The 17101-nt window shown below is 53.3% G+C and carries 13 protein-coding genes; 2 read left to right on the top strand and 11 right to left on the bottom strand.

The window, feature by feature from the left end; all coding sequences use genetic code 11:
- Window positions 1–36: 36 nt before the first annotated feature.
- The 3 genes from ACFFK0_RS25295 to ACFFK0_RS25285 form a co-directional block, all read right to left on the bottom strand.
- On the bottom strand, window positions 37–939 hold the full coding sequence (locus ACFFK0_RS25295; RefSeq protein ID WP_377473178.1) for a LysR family transcriptional regulator: 903 nt from the start codon (window positions 937–939) through the stop codon (window positions 37–39).
- Window positions 940–1054: 115 nt separating this feature from the next.
- Window positions 1055–2533 (bottom strand): ribosomal protection-like ABC-F family protein, encoded by a 1479-nt coding sequence (gene abc-f, locus ACFFK0_RS25290; protein WP_377473176.1) that lies wholly within the window; start codon window positions 2531–2533, stop codon window positions 1055–1057.
- A 337-nt stretch (window positions 2534–2870) separates the two neighbouring features.
- A complete protein-coding gene (locus ACFFK0_RS25285; RefSeq protein WP_377473175.1) occupies window positions 2871–3776 on the bottom strand; it encodes a LysR family transcriptional regulator in 906 nt (301 codons plus the stop codon).
- Window positions 3777–3894: 118 nt separating this feature from the next.
- Between ACFFK0_RS25285 and ACFFK0_RS25280 the strand changes: the two genes are divergently transcribed.
- Window positions 3895–5286 carry an MFS transporter gene (locus tag ACFFK0_RS25280; RefSeq protein WP_377473174.1) on the top strand — a complete coding sequence of 464 codons (1392 nt, stop codon included), beginning with the start codon at window positions 3895–3897 and terminating at the stop codon, window positions 5284–5286.
- Between the two features lie 80 nt (window positions 5287–5366).
- On the opposite strand, the gene ACFFK0_RS25275 is transcribed toward ACFFK0_RS25280, so the two are convergent.
- The 8 genes from ACFFK0_RS25275 to ACFFK0_RS25240 form a co-directional block, all read right to left on the bottom strand.
- A complete protein-coding gene (locus ACFFK0_RS25275; RefSeq protein ID WP_377473173.1) occupies window positions 5367–7136 on the bottom strand; it encodes a glycoside hydrolase family 2 protein in 1770 nt (589 codons plus the stop codon).
- Window positions 7096–8151: an acyltransferase family protein gene (locus ACFFK0_RS25270; RefSeq protein WP_377473172.1), complete on the bottom strand. Its 1056-nt coding sequence runs from the start codon at window positions 8149–8151 to the stop codon at window positions 7096–7098. Before ACFFK0_RS25270 ends, ACFFK0_RS25275 begins: the two co-directional genes overlap by 41 nt.
- A gap of 7 nt (window positions 8152–8158) precedes the next feature.
- Window positions 8159–8965, bottom strand: a complete 807-nt coding sequence (locus ACFFK0_RS25265; RefSeq protein ID WP_377473171.1) for a carbohydrate ABC transporter permease — start codon at window positions 8963–8965, stop codon at window positions 8159–8161.
- The gene (locus tag ACFFK0_RS25260; protein WP_377473170.1) at window positions 8966–9856 is read right to left on the bottom strand and encodes a carbohydrate ABC transporter permease; all 891 of its coding nucleotides are present in this window, start codon (window positions 9854–9856) and stop codon (window positions 8966–8968) included.
- A gap of 35 nt (window positions 9857–9891) precedes the next feature.
- Window positions 9892–11223 carry an ABC transporter substrate-binding protein gene (locus tag ACFFK0_RS25255; protein ID WP_377473169.1) on the bottom strand — a complete coding sequence of 444 codons (1332 nt, stop codon included), beginning with the start codon at window positions 11221–11223 and terminating at the stop codon, window positions 9892–9894.
- A 118-nt stretch (window positions 11224–11341) separates the two neighbouring features.
- The gene (locus tag ACFFK0_RS25250; RefSeq protein WP_377473168.1) at window positions 11342–12955 is read right to left on the bottom strand and encodes a response regulator; all 1614 of its coding nucleotides are present in this window, start codon (window positions 12953–12955) and stop codon (window positions 11342–11344) included.
- Window positions 12956–12973: 18 nt separating this feature from the next.
- Window positions 12974–14776: a cache domain-containing sensor histidine kinase gene (locus ACFFK0_RS25245; protein WP_377473166.1), complete on the bottom strand. Its 1803-nt coding sequence runs from the start codon at window positions 14774–14776 to the stop codon at window positions 12974–12976.
- Complete coding sequence (locus ACFFK0_RS25240) at window positions 14773–16080, bottom strand: extracellular solute-binding protein (protein ID WP_377473165.1); 1308 nt, start codon at window positions 16078–16080, stop codon at window positions 14773–14775. Before ACFFK0_RS25240 ends, ACFFK0_RS25245 begins: the two co-directional genes overlap by 4 nt.
- A gap of 210 nt (window positions 16081–16290) precedes the next feature.
- Between ACFFK0_RS25240 and ACFFK0_RS25235 the strand changes: the two genes are divergently transcribed.
- Window positions 16291–17049 (top strand): bifunctional UDP-sugar hydrolase/5'-nucleotidase, encoded by a 759-nt coding sequence (locus tag ACFFK0_RS25235; protein ID WP_377473164.1) that lies wholly within the window; start codon window positions 16291–16293, stop codon window positions 17047–17049.
- Window positions 17050–17101 lie beyond the last annotated feature (52 nt).

Below are 17101 nucleotides of genomic sequence, written 5' to 3'. Positions count from 1 at the left end.
TTGACGCTGATCCGCTTGCCGATGCGATCGGCATAACTATACAGCTATCACACGCTGCAGCGCTTCCACATAGGCCGTGCCGAGCTTGGACAGAGCGACGTTGCGGTGGGCGATCCACCCGACATTAATCGATTCCTTGCAATCCAGCGGTACGGGGATGATTTCATTGCCATTCAAATCCGCGCTAAGAATTCCGGTCGAAATCGTATAGCCGTTCAATCCGATGAGCAGGTTGAATAGGGTTGCCCGGTCATTGACACGAATGCTTTTTTTATGGGTTAAAGTACTTAGAATCTCTTCCGAGAAGTGGAAAGAGTTATATTCACCCTGATCGAAGCTCAAGTACGGATACTGCTGAAGCTGCTCGATCGTGACGATCGATTGTTTCGCCAGCGGATTGCGTACGCTGATGAAGATATGCGGTTTGGCGACGAACAGGCTGTGGAACTGCAGATTGGCGTCCTTCAGCATTTTGTTTATGACCTTCTCATTGAATTCATTCAGATAGAGAATGCCGATTTCACTGCGTAAGCTTTTTACATCATCAATGATCTCGTAGGTTTTCGTTTCGCGCAGTGCCAGCTCGTACTCATCCTGTCCGTATTCCTCAACGAGGCTTACAAATGCGTTGACGGCGAAGGCATAGTGCTGGGTGGACACGGAAAAATGCTGCGGCGACGGTTTGGCATTAAGATACCGGCTCTCCAAGAGCTCCGCCTGCTCGACCACCTGCCTGGCATATCTCAGGAACTCAACGCCTTCCTTGGAAAGCGAGATGCCCTTATTCGACCTTTCAAAAATGGCGATGCCGATCTCGATTTCCAAGTCCCGGATCGCATTGGACAGGCTGGGCTGGGAAATAAACAGCCGCTTGGCGGCTTCGTTAATCGACCCTCGTTTCACGACTTCGATGATGTATTTGAGTTGCTGTAATGTCAATGATTTCACATCCTTTCCGGTATTCCCATAATCACATTAACATACTTTGCAAGCCGAGAAGCGAATAAAAGCCGTTTTGCCGCCATACGATGGCAAAACGACCTTCGCTAATGGCTCACAGCCTCACCGTCTTCGTGGCGATATGGCGGCAAAATTCTCGGTCATGCTCGACAAACAGGATCGTCGGGTTATACTCCTGCAGCAGCTGCTCGATCTGCATCCGGGAGATGACGTCGATAAAATTCAGCGGTTCGTCCCAAATATGCAAATGGGCTTGCTCGCATAAGCTTTTGGATATCAGCACCTTCTTCTTCTGGCCTCCGCTGAAGGAAGACATATCCTTCTCGAATTGGATTCGGGAGAAGTCCAGCTTGCGGAGAATCGCTTTAAACAAACTTTCATCGATTCCCTGCGCTTTTGCGTAATCGGTTAATGTCCCTTGCAAGTGTGAGGTGTCCTGGGAGACATAGGAGATTTTCAGCCGGCTGCCGATCCGAAACGTTCCCGAATAGGGGATTTCCTCGCCGCAGATCAGCTTCAGAATGCTCGATTTGCCCGATCCGTTCCGGCCGGAAAGCGTGATCCGATCGCCCTTTTCAATTGTGAAGCTCACATCCGTGCATACCGCTTTGTCCCCGTATTGAATCGTTACATGGTCAAGCTCGGCCAGTCGGCTCTTGTGGTAAGACAGCTGCGACAGCTTCAGGCTTTCGGACGTTTCGATATTTTTCAGAAGCGCCGACTTCTCCTCGATCGCGGCTTGCTGCCGATGCTCGAGATTTTTGGACCGTTTCATCATCTTGGCTGCTTTATGTCCGACATACCCTTTATCGACTTTGAGGCCGGAATTGAGGGTGCCGTTTTTGGTCTTCTCCACCGCATCGGACCACCTGCTCGTTCGCTCCGCGGCTTGCGCCAGCCGTCCGATATCTCTTTTCAGCTTATCGTTCTCCGCTAGCTCGTATTGGTCCTGCCTGCGCTTCTGTTCCCACCAATCCGAGAAGTTCCCTTTCGTGATTTCAATGTTCGTCTTGTTGATGGACAAAATATGGTCGACACACTGGTCCAAGAAAGCCCTGTCGTGCGACACCAGAATAAATCCGCTCTTCATACTCAGATATTGGCCGACCTGCTGCCGCCCTTCCATATCCAGATGATTGGTCGGCTCGTCGATTAACAGAAACCGGTTCTCTTTCAAAAATAGCGCGGCCAGCATCACCTTCGTCTGCTCCCCGTTCGACAACGTCTCGAACGGACGGTACAGCACGTCTTCGGACACCTTGAGCAGCGACAGCTCCCTCATCAGCTCCCAATGCACATAGTCCGGGTATATGTCCCCGATGACATCCAGTACATTGGCGCCCTTATTTGCGATATGAAACGGGAAAATCTCAAACTGCACTCGGGCAGTGATCGATCCGCGGTACTCGTAGCTTCCCATCAGCAAATTCAGAAACGTTGTTTTCCCCCGGCCGTTCCTGCCCGTAAACCCCAATTTCCAATCGGTGTCGATGTTAAAGCTGACGTCATCAAATATATTGTCATAGCTGCCCTCATAGGCGAACGTTAACTGTTTGACTTGAATTAACGACATAAAGCGTCCGCTCCTTTACAAAAAAATAAAAGCTACAAGAAAGTTACTTTTCTTGTAGCTCAATCCGCATATACGGCAAGCCGACCCATAGGGCCGGAATCGCCTTATCGTTTGAGTGGAAAAGAATAAGCAACTTTCTCGCTAATCCATAATAAAAACGTTAGCGATAGCCGCTTCCGGGCATACCGCTGGTGCCGGTTTTATTATTGCAGGGTCAGCAAGAAAAATCACATTATCCTCTTCAACTCCTATCGTAAAGGTAAGTGTAGCGTATCATACCGTAAGCGGTAAATTCAACACGGGAAGGGCGGAAAGTTTGGCTATAATCAATTCTTCCTTACCTGCCGCCGGCTTCCGATTTGGCTTGTTTGGACAGCGCCCCGAAATATTGAACCACGACCTCGCGAAATGCCAGTGCAGCGCGCGATATATACCGGTCTCTGTGCCACAATAAAGCGATTTCCCGTACCAATTCGTGATCCTCTATACGGAGATAGCGGATATGCTCCCGCGGATTGACGGCTGTGCTTGGTATGAAGCCAATGCCAATGCCGGCTTCCACAAGTGCGGTTAGCCTGGCGGGCTCATTCCCCTCGTATACATAGTTAGGTGCAAATCCTGCCGAAAGGCATACGTCGTCCACTAAATCGCGAGTCAGGTAGCCTTTCTTGACTCCGACGAACGATTCATTCTTCAGCTCTGTCAAGGCTGCGCTGCTCCGATTGGCAAGCCGGTGCCCTTCTGGAACAGCTACAAGGATCGGGTCGATGAATACGATTTGACATTCCATGTCATCGCCATGTATCGGAGGCGAGGACAAGCCGTAATCAGCCTCTCCTCTTTGAAGCAGCGTAATCATTTCCTGTGTCGTCAGCATTTGCACATGAAATTGGGTATGGGGATGCTGCTTCCGAAACTCTCGAAGGATGGTCGGCAGTGTGCTTGCGTTGGTCACCGCCAATTCAATAGTGCCTTGTTCCGGGTTGGACACATCGCGAATCTCCTGCTTCCCCTGCTCCAATTCAAACAACGCTCTTTCCGCGCGGCGGAGGAAACGGGTTCCGTACTCATTGAGCCGCAGCTTCCTTCCTGTCCGGTCGAATAGAGGCACGCCCAGATCCTCCTCCAGACGCCCGATCGTTTTGCTTAGCGAAGATTGAGTAACATGCAGACTTCGTGCGGCCTCGGTCATGTGCTCCAAGCGAGCTACCGCGAGAAAATATTGCAATTGAAGCAGCTCCAATGTTGCCCGTCCCCTCCCATTCATTCCTTTGAGTCAATGAAATCATAACATAAAATGCGTTGGAGTAAATGTCCATTTTCCATTACGATATCTTCAAAACGAATGGGAGGCAGCTGATATGGGGGTTCGGAGCAGGTGGATGCTGATTTCCGTTGGATTGGGTGTTCTATTGAACCCATTGAATTCTTCGATGGTTGCAGTCGCTATTCCCAGACTGCGGCATGTGTTCCAGCTGGATTTTACCGTTGTTTCCTGGGTGATTGTAACGTTCTACCTCGCAAGTGCCGCGGCACAACCTATTATGGGCAAGGCTAGCGATGTATTCGGCCGCAAGAACATATTTCTCACCGGGCTTGTCATAGCTTTCGTCGCATCCTTGGCAGCTCCGCTGTCGCCGAGCTTCGGCTGGCTCATTGTCTTCCGCATCGTACAATCCATCGGAACAAGCATGATGGTGGCGGTTGGCCTGGCTATCGTTCGAGTTCACATTGAGGAGAAGCAAGCGGCCGCGCTGTCTGTCTTGTCCAGCTTTCAATCCGGGGCGGCCGCCTTGGGCCCTTTTGTTGGCGGGCTTTTGCTTCACTGGTGGGATTGGCCCGCTATTTTCTTCGTGAATATTCCGTTTACGGTCGCCAGCTTTATATTCGCTTGGAGAACGATTCCCGATGATGAACCGCCAAGGTCCTCTTCACGCAAAACATCGCTTCGAAGCTGGTTGGACGTCATGGATGCTCCCGGGGTTCTGCTCTTCACAGCGGGGCTGATCGCATTGCTGTTAGGATTATTGTCGGCAAAAGCATCCGGGCATGTATCATTCATTCATATCTTTGCCGGGCTGATCGGACTTGCATTGCTGGCTGTTTTCGTAAGACACGAATTCAGAACGGCTTCCCCGTTCATTCCTTTGCGAACATTTGCCAAATATCCTGAAATCACTTGGGTCAATATCGAATTTATGATCGTTAACGTACTATTTTACGCTATATTCTTCGGGCTTCCTTCCTACCTGCAAGAGGTTCGTCATATCGCCGAGTTCCATACGGGGATTCTCATGCTTGCCTTAGGCTTGTGTTCGCTTGCCGCCGCTCCGCTGGCGGGACGTTGGATCGACCGAGCGGGACCTGGGCCGGCACTGTTCGTGTCCGCTATCCTTATGACGTTCGGCTCTGTGTGGATCGTGACATTGAATCCGGCTTCACCGGTGATCAGCGTGTGCGTGGCGTTAGCGGCGTTCGGAATTAGCAACGGGGTGAACAGTGTCGGCCTGCAGGCGGCCTTGCTGAGAAGCTCTCCCAAAGAAATCATCGGTGTAGCATCCGGATTATTCAGTACATCTAGAAATGTGGGAGCGATTCTCTCTTCACTGCTGATAAGCATCGTTATAGGAGATGTGTTCAATTTCGCGGGTTTCCGGTTGCTTGGGATCATTCTGACGGTCATATCAGTGTCCTTAGTCATTATGAACCGGCGGCGCCGGGAGCCTGGACAATGGGAGAAATCGAAAGCTTAGATTTCTTGTTTTGCTCAGTACCCGGTCGCCAAAAGGGCTGTTCCCCGTCATTCCTCATGACCCGGGAACAGCCCTATCTCTTAGTTCAGCTGATGTAAAATGGCGGCGAAGCGGGCCGGATCCACCTTAGGCTTGCGGTCGATCGTGACGAGACCGTTGATTTCCTGCTGGACATCCGTCAGCTGGGTTGTACAGAAGCCTGCAATATAGCTGTGATCGTGAATCGCTTGGAGAATGCTCCGGTAACGCTCGAGGAACTGCTCCTCCGTGCGCACACTGCTGCCATAGCCCCAGCCGACACCGGTATCGTACGCAACGCCGCAGCATTCGCTCAGCAGGATCGGCTGACCGCTGTATGTGAACCCTTCGGCGAACATGTATTTGGCGCCGAGCGTATTGCCGACGGAGCAGACCGGTTCCGTCAGCACGGCTTCCTTGGAAGCCAGCCGCGCAGCCAGCCGCTCGCCGTCCTGCATGTAATCGTGGAAGGTGATCAAATCGCTTACCGTGTGCTCCCAGCCGTCATTGGAGATGACCAGCCGGGTGTCGTCGTACGATTTGACCATGTAATAGAGCGACATCGTGTGATGCTGCTGCTTCCGGTCCGTCTGAATGCGCGGAATGCCCCACGATTCGTTCATCAGCGTCCAGACGATAATGCACGGGTGGTTGTAATCGCGCTCTACAACCCTCCGCCACTCCTCCGTATTCGCGGCGATCATCCGGTCGTCGAATTCATACGGACTCCCCATTTCTCCCCAGACGAGCAGTCCCATTTTGTCGGCCCAGTAAAGGAACCGCGGGTCCTCCGCCTTCTGATGCTTGCGAACGCCGTTGAAGCCGAATTCCTTAATCAAACGGATGTCATGGATATAATCCTCGTCGGTCGCCGCCGTCAGCAGTCCCCCGTCAAAGTAGCCTTGATCCAGAATGAGCTTCTGATAAATAGGCTGGTTGTTCAAGAGCACCTTGCCGCCCCGGGTCGATATTTTGCGCATGCCGAAGTAGCTGGAGACGGAATCGAGCAGCTCGCCCGCCCTTGTAACCTCAAACTGAATATCGTACAAATTCGGATGCTCCGGAGACCAGGCGGCAAGCTTCCATTCGAAATGATCGCTCTTCACGTCGATCTCGAACGTTTGGATGCTGCGGAGCAGCCGAACGCTTCCTTCTGCGATCGGATGGCCTTCGAAGGACACTCGCGCCTTCAGCTCACAGCCATCGACAGGACCATGCACGAACACATCGAGACGAAGCCGGCCGTTATCGAAGTCCGGGGTCATTTTCACCTTATCCAGATGAGTTGCAGACACGGCTTCCAGCCATACGGTTTGCCATATGCCGGTCACCTGGGTATACCAGCAGCCGAAATTGTCCGGCTTCCAGCTTTGCTTGCCCCTTGGCTGCGACGTATTCGTGCTGGAATCCTCGACCCGGACGGTAACGGTATTCTCCCCTTCGCGCAAGCTGTCCGTAATGTCGATCCGAAACGGCGTGTAGCCTCCCGTATGCTCGCCTGCGAGCTGACCGTTCAACCAAACCTTTGCGGAATAATCAACGGCGCCGAAGTGCAGCATCACACGCTTACCTTGGAACGAATCCGGAACGGCGAACTGTCTTTGATACCATACGACATCGTGGAAGGCCGTGTCTTTAATCCCGCTTAATTTGCTTTGGAAGCAATATGGCACTTGGATGACTCCAGTGAACGCTCTGTCTTGATGCCAGCTTTCACGTTCCCCAACGTTCATATCGTCAAACTCGAATTGCCATGGACCGTTTAAATTCAGCCAGTTCTGACGTTCGAAATCAGGGCGCGGATGTTCCGGTCTTGGAATGTTGGTATTCATGAGATTGCCGCTCTCCTTTTGTTTTCGGTTGAGTAACAAGCTTTAGTAAAAATGTGATGATGAGCATGATGGCGACGGTCATACCGGCGCTCTCCGGCATGGTAAGCGGCAGATCCGGCTGTGTCCGCTTCATGGCGAAAATCATGATATTGCTCAGCAGCAAGTAAACCAGCACATTGCGGCCCAAGGTGTGCAGCCATGCCGTCGGCCATCCTCGTTTGGACAGCGCAGCGGCCAGCAGCAAATAACCATACAACAGAAGCGATGGCCCTGCAATCCATGCCGCGGACGGAGGAAATCGCTCGGGAAGCTCCCCGCTCGTTAGCCAGATGGCAGCGAACATTCCCGTAGCCGCCACCGCTCCGGCGAATACGCGCCAGCTCCAGCTCACCTTGTGACAGGCAAAGTAAACGCCGATCAAATAAAACGGCATATACTGCAGCACCGGGAAGGAAGCAAACTGGCGACTGCCCGCCAGAAGCCCCAGCTGGTTCGCCTTAATGCTGCCGTAATCGATGAGCGTGGTAAGCAGCAGCGCTGCCGTTACGGCCCAGAACAGCCGCTTGCGCGCCGTCAGCCAGCGAAGCGGATGAAACAGCACAATGCCTGCAGCCGTGAACAAGGCGAAGGAGACGAGAAATTCCGACCAGCCCGGAATATCATCCAGCAGCAGGATCGGCAGCAGCAGCTCGCCGCTTAGCTCCCTACCTTCCGCAAGGATGCGGTAACATGTACCCGATATGTAGAAAGCCGCTAACATCTTCAGCGCGTTTATCCCCATACGAGTGTACACATCCCGCAGCCGTTTGCCGTAGTAAGCAAGCTGACTGACAAAGCCGAAGCTGAATACGAAGCCCGGGAAGGTGATGAGATTAAACAAGCTAGTTGCGTATCGCACTTCCGGGTAAAGCCGGTCATCGCTGAAAAACTGCAGCACATGGCAGAAGATCATCCCGATGACCAGCAGCCCTTTGAATATATCGATGCTGCTGTCCCGCCCTCTCGTCATGTCCATCGCCGCTCTACCCCTTAATGCCGGTAAAGCTGAGCCCGCGTACGATTTGCTTCTCGAAGAACAAGAAGGCGATGATGACAGGCAGTGACGAGATCGAATTGATGGCCATCGGTCTGACGTAGTCCTTCGTATATTGCGATAACAGCGTCGGAATCCCCATCGGCAGCGTAAACAGTTCTTCCGATGTGATGGAAATGAACGGCCATAGAAAGTTGTTCCATTGCCCGATGAACGTCAGGATCGCGATTGAGGCGAGCGCAGGCTTCGCCAGCGGCAGCACGATGCTGTAATAGATTTTGAACAAACCGCCCCCGTCCATTTCCGCGCTCTCTATCAGTTCGTTCGGAACCGTGTCGAAGAAGCTCTTCAGCACGATTACCGCGAACGGCGAAGCAATGGCGGGCAAAATCAAGCCCTGGTACGAATCGAGCATGCCAAGCTCCTTAACGAGCTGATACAGCGGAATAATCATCGCCTCACCAGGAATCATCAGTCCGGCCAAAATAAAGACGAATACGAAGCCGCGCAGCTTAAACCGGATCTTGGATAAAGCGAACGCGCTCATCGACGTAAACAGAACGGTTAATATCGTGACGGCCGCCGCCACGATCAAGCTGTTGAACATCCAGCGGAGCAAAGACGTTTCATGGAAGACGTAGAAATACGTCTCGAGCGTATAAGGCGGCTTATACCAGTCCAGCACGCCTTGAATTTTCATCGTCTCGTCTTTGATGGAAACGACCAGCATCCAGGACAGCGGAACAAGGAAAAGAACGGCGAGCAGCAGCGATAAAGCGGTCCAAACGATCCGCACCTACATCACCGCCCCTTTTCTTGAATTGACCCGCAGCTGCAGCAGGGAGACGATCATCAGGATCACGAATAGCGAGTAAGACAGCGCGGCCGCATAGCCCATATGGCTGTTCTTGATGCCCTCTTCATAAATATATTGGATGATCGGTCTCGTATCCGTTCCCGGTCCGCCTCTCGTAATAATATATATTTGCAGAAACACTTTATAAGAGGCGATAATTTGCAGCAGCAGGATCGTCTTCGTCATCGGACCGAGGAGCGGCAAGGTGATGCGGGTAAACATTTGATTGCCCGTAGCTCCGTCCAGCCGTGCAGCCTCGTAAATATCTTCCGGGATGTCCTGCATGGCCGACAAGTACAGGATCATATTGACGCCGACCGTCCACCAAAGCGTAATTCCGGCGATGGCGATCCACGCCAGCGGTGTCTCCGTCAGCCAGAACAGCTCCCGATCGGGACTTAAGAGACCGAGCAGCTTCAGAAAATTGTTCGTGAAGCCGGTGTAGGGCTGGACCATGTACATGCCGACATAAGCGACAACCGATACGGACAGCACGCTCGGCAGGAAGAAGACGCTCCGGTAGAAGCGCTGCAGCCGGGACTTCCGATTGCAAATGACGGCAAGCGCGAGGGCCAGAATGAGCATGGTCGGCGTCGTCAGTATGACAAAATAGGTGGAATTCCACAGCGAACGCCAGAAGTTCGGATCCGCCGACATTCGCATGTAGTTGTCAAATCCGACGAACTTCATTTTCCGGATCAGTGTCCAGTCGTATAAGCTCATCTCCAGTCCTTTGAACATCGGCAATATCGTGAATACGACGTACAGAAGCAAGAACGGGAGCAAGAACAGGAAAGCCTTGATTTCCAGACGCAGCTGTTTCGCTTTCATTCTGCATCACCTCATCTTCCAAGAGCTTCGGCCTGTTACTTGGCGAGCAGCGCTTTGACGTCGTTATCGATTTTCTTCATCACACTGTCGGCCGGAGTTTTGTTCATCCAGATTTCATCCAAATACTTCTTGAGAACATCGTTTTTCGGCCATGTTTTATCGGATGGCTTCGGGAATACGACATCTTTCGCTACGCTTACGTAATCGCTCCGGTATTTCATGCCTTTGAATTCGGCGGAATCCATGACCTTCGTGTTGGCCGGAATATGTCCCGCCTTCGCCCAGGTTTGCCCGTTCTCGGTGGCGAACTTGGCGAACGCAAGCGCCGCCTGCCGCTTCTTTGCATCGTTATCCTTCGTCACCGGCAGGATAATCGTATGCGAGTCGCCCCAAGTTTTCGTGTTGCCGAACAGGTTCGGAATCGGCATCGCGCCGAATTCGAGGTCTTTCGTCGACTCCCAGGTGCCTGTCGCCCATACGCCGGTCATCATGATGGCGGCCTGGCCGCTTTGGAACGTTTTGTAGAAGTCGGGGTCGCTCGGCTTAATCACTTTGCTGTCGTAATACAGGCCTTTGATAAAGTTTGCTGCTGTAACCGCTTTCTCCATGTCGATCGCCGTGGATTTGCCATCGTCTGTGATGATGTCATTGCCGCCAAGCTGGGAGTATGCGGCCCACCACAGCCGGTAAGGGTCGTCGCCGCTATTGGCGAGCGCAAGCGGAAATACGCCCTTCGGCAGCTTATCCTTCATGCCCGACAGAAACTTGACGAATCCGTCAGCCCCCGGCTCGATGGCCGGCTTCCCGCCCTCGCCAAGCGCTCCGGCCGCTTGCAGCAGCTTTTTGTTGTAGTACATAATGAACGGGTGCGTATCGAGCGGAACGGCGTAATGCTTGCCTCCGCTGATTGTCGAGTTCAAAATGTTCTGGTTATAATCGCCCCAGTTCAAGTTAATCGCTTTCGCGACTTCGTCCACATCGCTGACGACGCCCTGCTTGATCAGCTCCGGCAGCTTCGACACGTGCGAAATGCCGATGTCCGGACCTTTGCCCGCCGATACGCCCGTCACGAGCTTGGTATAATACTCGGCCCACTCCAGCTTGACGTTCTTGACCGTAATCTCGCTTTGCGATTTGTTGAAGGCGTTGATAATGGCATCCATATTGTCGCCGTCGCCGCCGCTGAACAACGTCCAGTACGTCAGCTCGATCTTCTTGCCGCCGCTGTTGGCCGCCGTGCCGGGGGCGTCCCCTGCGTTCGCCCCTGTCCCGGACCCGCCGGCATCCGTACTCGCGGTACTGGAGCAGCCGGCTAGCACGGACAAAATCAGAGAAGCACTTACCATTGATACACCGAGCTTTTTCAACCAAAACACTCCCTTTTCAGTTTGGTGTGTGCTTACAAGCTTCACTATACTAAGGGCGTCTCGATGCAGCCATGGCGTATCTTTGGAATCGCATGGACTTATTTTAAGCGCTTTCTGTTCAGCAGCTCTGCGCTTGCTCGCGATATTGTTTGGGGGTTAGCTGGGTGAACGTTTTGAATACCCGGTTGAAGTGACGAATATTCGCAAACCCGGTGGAATCCGCAATCGATACGATTTTCTCATCGGTGTATGCTAGGCGCTTCTTGGCCTCCTCGATTCTCCTCTCGGTCACATAATCGATGAACGATTTACCGGTTCGCGCTTTAAACAGGCTGCTTAAATAAGGCGGCGATAAATAAACTTGTTCGGCTGCTTTGCCTAGCGTGATCGGCTGGGCATAGTGCTCGTCGATATAGCGCAGGACAGCTTCGATCGGGCCGGACACGCTCGGCTTCTGCTGCTCTTGCAGCGTCTCGCTTGCCGCGATCAGCAGCTGCTGAACGTACGAGATTAATTCGGTTCTGGAGGAGATCGAGCAAGCTTCGCTAAGGATGTCTTTGACTTCCTTGCCCTGTATCGAGTCCTGTGCGGCGCCCTGTTTGACAACCAGCTCATAGACGTGCAGCAGCAGCTTGCAGATCTGCTGCCGGATCATGTCAGGCCCGCTGGCGGAATCGCAGAGGCGATGGATCCAGCCGGCAGCGTACTGCCCGATGTGCTCCGTATGTCCTTCGCGCAGGATCCGTTCGATCAGCTTGCCATCCTCGGCGTCGTGCTCCTGCTTCGCAAGCACGTGCAAGGAGGGATTTTCGTACGTATATACCCGGTCTCCGCCTGTAATTAAGCGCGTATAGAGGGCGGTTTCCGCTTCCTTGCAGCTTCTGGCGATCGAATCCAGTCCGTTCGCCGCATTGCCAACCCCGATGGTGACCGTCATGGAGGAAAATGCGCGGATTCGGTTCTGCGTATTGACGGCCAACGTGACGATCCGCTGCATACTGTCGGGTTCGGGCTCATAATTCAGGAGTGCGACGACCTTCGTATCCGACAGCACGAACACGAAGCTGTGCATCTCCTCCTCGATCGTCTCCTGCATGAAATGGCGCAAGTACAAGCCGAATAAAGACGGGGCGGAGCGTGCATACCTCTCTTCCCCGACCGATTCCCGGTCTAATTGCGCCACGCAGCATACGAAGCATGGATGCGGGAACGAAAGCCCGACATGATCGAGCAGCTCAAGCTCCTCCTGCTTGACCGTTCCCTGCACAAGCCCTGTCAAAATGTGCTGCCGGAGCTGCTCCCGCGTCTGCCGGTCCTCCTCCAGCCCGCGCGATGCGGCGAGCTGCTTGCCTTTATCCGCAAGCCACTCCTCCTTAAGCCGCCATAGCGTCCGGTACAGCTCCTCCCGCTCCAGCGGCTTCATCAAATAGTCTTTCGCCCCCAGCTTCAGCGACTGACGGGCATATTCGAAATCGCTGAAGCCGCTCATCACAATACAGCGAATGAACGGATATCGCTCCTTCAGCATGTGCTGCAGCTGAATGCCGTCCATGCGCGGCATACGAACGTCGGTAATGATAAAGTCCGGCCGGTGAAACTCCACCTTCTCGATCGCTTCCAGTCCGTCTCTTGCTTCATCCACGACTGTCCAATCGGAATTCATTTCCGCAATCAGATGTCTGACACCTTTGCGGAAGATGGTTTCGTCATCCACAATAAGCAGCTTCGGCATCCCGGCACCTCCGTATGTTCAAATTCCTTCTGTATGATTCGTTAAAGGAAGCGTAAGTACGACTTTCGTGCCTTCGTATGGCTTACTCTCAACCCGAATGCCGTATGGGCGGCCGTACCGAAGCACGATGCGGCGGTGGACATTGACGAGGCCGTGCCCGCCGATATCGGTTTGGAGCGGGGCGAAGTCGAGATTCCTGCGAAGCTCGTGAAGCGAGGTTTCCGTTAATCCGCACCCGTCATCCTGCACGGTGATGACAAGCTTATCGTTCTCCCGCTCCGCGTAGAGCTCGATGCTTCCGCTCCCCCGCCCTTTCTCAATCCCGTGAATAATGCAGTTTTCGACAATCGGCTGCAGCATCAGACGAATGACCGCGTACTGCCGAAGCTCTTCCTGTACCCGTATGTGATAACGTATCCTGTCCTCGAACCGGATTTGCTGGATGACCATATAGCCTTTGACATGCTCCAGCTCCTGCTCCAAGGTCACTTCGCTGCGGTTGCCCGTAATGCTGTAGCGCAGCAGCCGGCTGAGATTGTTCGTCATCCGCACGACTTCCCGGTTCCCTTGAAGCTCGGCATGCATGCTGATCGTGCCCAGCGTGTTGTATAGAAAATGCGGATTGATCTGGCTTTGCAAGGCCGCGATTTGGGCGTTCTTCTCGCGGATTTCCGTTTCATACAGGCGATAACCCAGATCGCTCAGTTTAGACACCATGACGTTAAAGGACTGGCTTAGCTGCCCGACTTCATCCCGGCTCGTGATCGGAATCGACACGGCCAGATCGCCTCGCTCGAGTTTCTTCATCATGTTCCGCAGCTGGCCGATCGGCCTTGTGATACGAACGGACAGCAGCGTCATGAGCAGTACGGCCAGACCGAAGCTGGCGGCCCCGATTGCGATAAAATAATTGCGGACGGCTTGCGCATCGCTCGTAAGCACCGATAGAGGCACAGTTTCGATCGTCGTCCAGCCGGTCAGCGGCGATGTATGATACGCCAGCAGCTCCCTCTGTCCGCTTCGGTTCACGGTCAAGGTTCCGGTTCCGCGGTTGCCGTACAGCAAATCTCCCAGCTCAAATGTGTCGCGATTTCGATATACGAGCCGATTGTCTCCGTCGACAATCGCTACATTTTCGCTATGGCTCATCGATAGCTGGTCGATTTTGTTCCGAATGGCGCGCACTTCAACATCAAGCTGGAAAAATCCGATATCCTCGCCGGTATCGATGCTTCTGATTTTCCTGACGATGGAGAACACCTGATACCCGGCCGCACCGCTCGACTTCACTTCGTGCGCGCCGACAAATATGCCCTTCCCGGTTGCGGCGGCCTTCGGATACCAGGGCTCGTTCGCGTACCCGCCGCTTCCAACATCCGCGACTCCGTCGGGACGATGGATGTACGATGCACCGGAAATACTGTAGAGGTACAGGCCGATTACATCGACCCTCCCATTCGTAAATACGCGCTTGGACAAATCCTCCAGAGCCATCCTTTCCTCCCAAGTTAATAGGGTGCCGGGCTTTTTCTCCGATCCAAGGAAACGCAGTACATCCGGAGACTGATAGGGAAGCAGCGATAGTAAATTCAATTCATTCATATACGTATCGATATTCGTAGTCAGCTCGCGGACGAAGTCGGCCTGATACTTGCCAACGTTGCGCTCAAGCGACGACGAATACCCGGCATAGGTGAGATAGCCGGTTATCGCCAGCGGCAGTGCAATCAGAATGAAGCTGACCAGCGTAAATTTGAACACAAGCGGCTGATTTCGAAACCATCCCGGCGCACGAAAGGAGCGTTCGGTTGCTTTCATCATGGGCGTACCTTCTCGTTGATCATCGTTTCCGCGTGCCGCAGCAGCTCCTCCGGCGACAGCTGGCCGGCCAGCATGCGCATGAACTCCTTGACCATCCAGTCGTTGATTTCTCCCTGCATCGGCTGGCTCGGGAAATAGCGGACATGCTCGGCAGCCGCCGCATAGCCGGGGCGGAACCGCAGCGATTGATAGGCGTCTGACGACAATGCCGTATAGGAAGCGGGAACGTGTCCCGCTTTGGCCCATAAATCTCCGTGCTGAGCGACCCAATAGGCGAATTTCACGGAAGCCATTCTTTTCCTCACATCGATCTGCTCCTTCCGCGGAAAGGCGAACGTGTGCGAGTCGCCCCAAGAAGCCGGGCGGTCGAATAGCTGCGGCAGCTCCATCGCGCCGAATTCAAGACCGGGTGTAAGCTCGATACCGCCTGTTCCCCACACGCCCTGAATTAACGTAGCCGCCTGTCCTTCGACAAACAGCTTCTGCGAATCGGAGACATTCGGTGGAATCAGCCCGCTCTTGTATAAGGAATATACATAATTCATAGCCTTGAGCGCGGCGGGATTGTTGATCGCTGAAGATCGGCCGTCGTTCGCATACATCGCGCCGCCGCCATCCATCTGATTGTAAAACGACCACCACAGCCAGTACGGGTCCAGCCGAAGACTTGGAACGGAAAGCGGCGCGACATCGTTGGGTAAGCGCTTACGAATTGTCTCCAGAAAATGCATGAATCCATCCGGTCCCGGTTCGATAATCGGCCGGTCCGCTTCATCGAGCAGGCCCGCCGCGCGCAGCAGCTTCTTATTGTAAAACAACACGGTAAAATGCGTATCAAGCGGGATCGAATAATGCTTCCCTTTCATCATCGTGCCGCTCAGGACGTGCGGATTCAAATCCTCCCAGCGCACGCCGCCTCCCGGCGCATAATCGTCGATCGCATCGATAAAGCCGTTACGAATGTACTGCGCGTACCTGGAAGCGTGAATGATCGCCACATCCGGCGCTTCCTCCGTTACGATAGCCGTTGGCAGCTTCGTATAGTATTCCTCCGATTTATTGTTGACGACATCGACGGTCACTCCGTCTTTATTTTCCTTGTTATAAGCAGTTACCAGCTCATGCATGAAAATACCGTCCCCGCCGCTGAGCGGTGTCCAAAGCGTGATTCGGATTTGCTCACCGGCCTCGCTGCGAACCGGTGTATCCTGTCCCGCTCCCCCTTCCCGGCAGCCCACAGTCGCCAAAAGTATGATACACATGGATATGCGGACACAGGTCCGTTTGAGGAGAATCGCCGCCATACTCCAAACACCCTCCCTTTCAATCCGATCTTCGCAGCTGTCTCCAACATATACCATAACAAGACGGAATCGAACATGGTTATTTTTCTGTTTGTTATGGACATTTTTTAATCTTAATAAATTCTTTAAATAAGACTGATATACGGAAAATAGAAGTGGTTTATGATGCGCTTGTCTACTTATTCCACTAGAACAGGATGGTACAGAGCGATGTTCAACAAAGCAGTCCCCTTTGTCCTTGCAACCGCAATGATTGTTTCCGTAACTCCCGGCAGTCTTCTTGTGCATGCGGAAACTCAGGAAAATGGGAGCGTTTCTATTCTTTATTTTAATGACGGGCATGAAATCGTTCCAGTCGTCGACAAGCTGGGAACTCGCGGTGGCGTCGCACGGATCAAGACGTTGATCGACAGCGTCGCTGGCGATAAAATCGTCGCTTTCGGCGGCGACCTCGGCGGCGGCACGCTGTTCGGCGGTGTGTTCAAAGGGTTTCCGATGGTTGAAGCCTTCAATAAAATGCCCATCGACATTGCGAACTTTGGTCAGCATGATTTCGATGCCGGAACGGCGAATACCTTGGAGCTGATTCAAGCGGCTCGGTTCAATTGGATTACGAGCAATTTGACCGGTCAGGACGGCTTGCCCTTCGGACATGTGGCGCCTTACCGCGTGTTTGACAAACAGGGAATCCGCATTGGCGTCATCGGCTTAACCAGCGCGATGGAGACGACGACACAGGACGGCGCGGTGAAGCAGACCGGCGTTATTGAGGCTGCTAAAGCTGCGGTAGACAAGCTGAAGCAGGAGCACGCTCCCGACCTCATCATTGCGCTAACCCAACAGCCCGTTCAGGACGATAAAGCGCTGCTGGCAGCCGTTCCGGACATTCGGATCGTGTTCACGGAGGAAGAAGCGGAGGAACAATCTTACGTTTACGAAGCGGATGGCGGCGGGAATAAAATTATTTGAATATCAAGTTGCCTCAGCAAATCCTTCACATGCGAACATTTGTTTGATATAT

Source organism: Paenibacillus chartarius (assembly GCF_042432825.1).
GTDB classification, from domain to species: Bacteria; Bacillota; Bacilli; order Paenibacillales; family NBRC-103111; genus Gordoniibacillus; species Gordoniibacillus chartarius.
The sequence above is the reverse complement of the archived record's forward strand: the minus strand, read 5'-3'. Positions and strand labels throughout refer to the sequence as shown.

Bases quoted from the DNA above. Each gene is read 5' to 3' on its own strand.
- abc-f (WP_377473176.1), bottom strand. From the start codon at position 2,533: ATGTCGTTAATTCAAGTCAAACAGTTAACGTTCGCCTATGAGGGCAGC.
- ACFFK0_RS25280 (WP_377473174.1), top strand. From the start codon at position 3,895: ATGGGGGTTCGGAGCAGGTGGATGCTGATTTCCGTTGGATTGGGTGTT.
- ACFFK0_RS25275 (WP_377473173.1), bottom strand. From the start codon at position 7,136: ATGAATACCAACATTCCAAGACCGGAACATCCGCGCCCTGATTTCGAA.
- ACFFK0_RS25270 (WP_377473172.1), bottom strand. From the start codon at position 8,151: ATGGACATGACGAGAGGGCGGGACAGCAGCATCGATATATTCAAAGGG.
- ACFFK0_RS25260 (WP_377473170.1), bottom strand. From the start codon at position 9,856: ATGAAAGCGAAACAGCTGCGTCTGGAAATCAAGGCTTTCCTGTTCTTG.
- ACFFK0_RS25250 (WP_377473168.1), bottom strand. From the start codon at position 12,955: ATGCCGAAGCTGCTTATTGTGGATGACGAAACCATCTTCCGCAAAGGT.
- ACFFK0_RS25245 (WP_377473166.1), bottom strand. From the start codon at position 14,776: ATGATGAAAGCAACCGAACGCTCCTTTCGTGCGCCGGGATGGTTTCGA.
- ACFFK0_RS25240 (WP_377473165.1), bottom strand. From the start codon at position 16,080: ATGGCGGCGATTCTCCTCAAACGGACCTGTGTCCGCATATCCATGTGT.
- ACFFK0_RS25235 (WP_377473164.1), top strand. From the start codon at position 16,291: ATGTTCAACAAAGCAGTCCCCTTTGTCCTTGCAACCGCAATGATTGTT.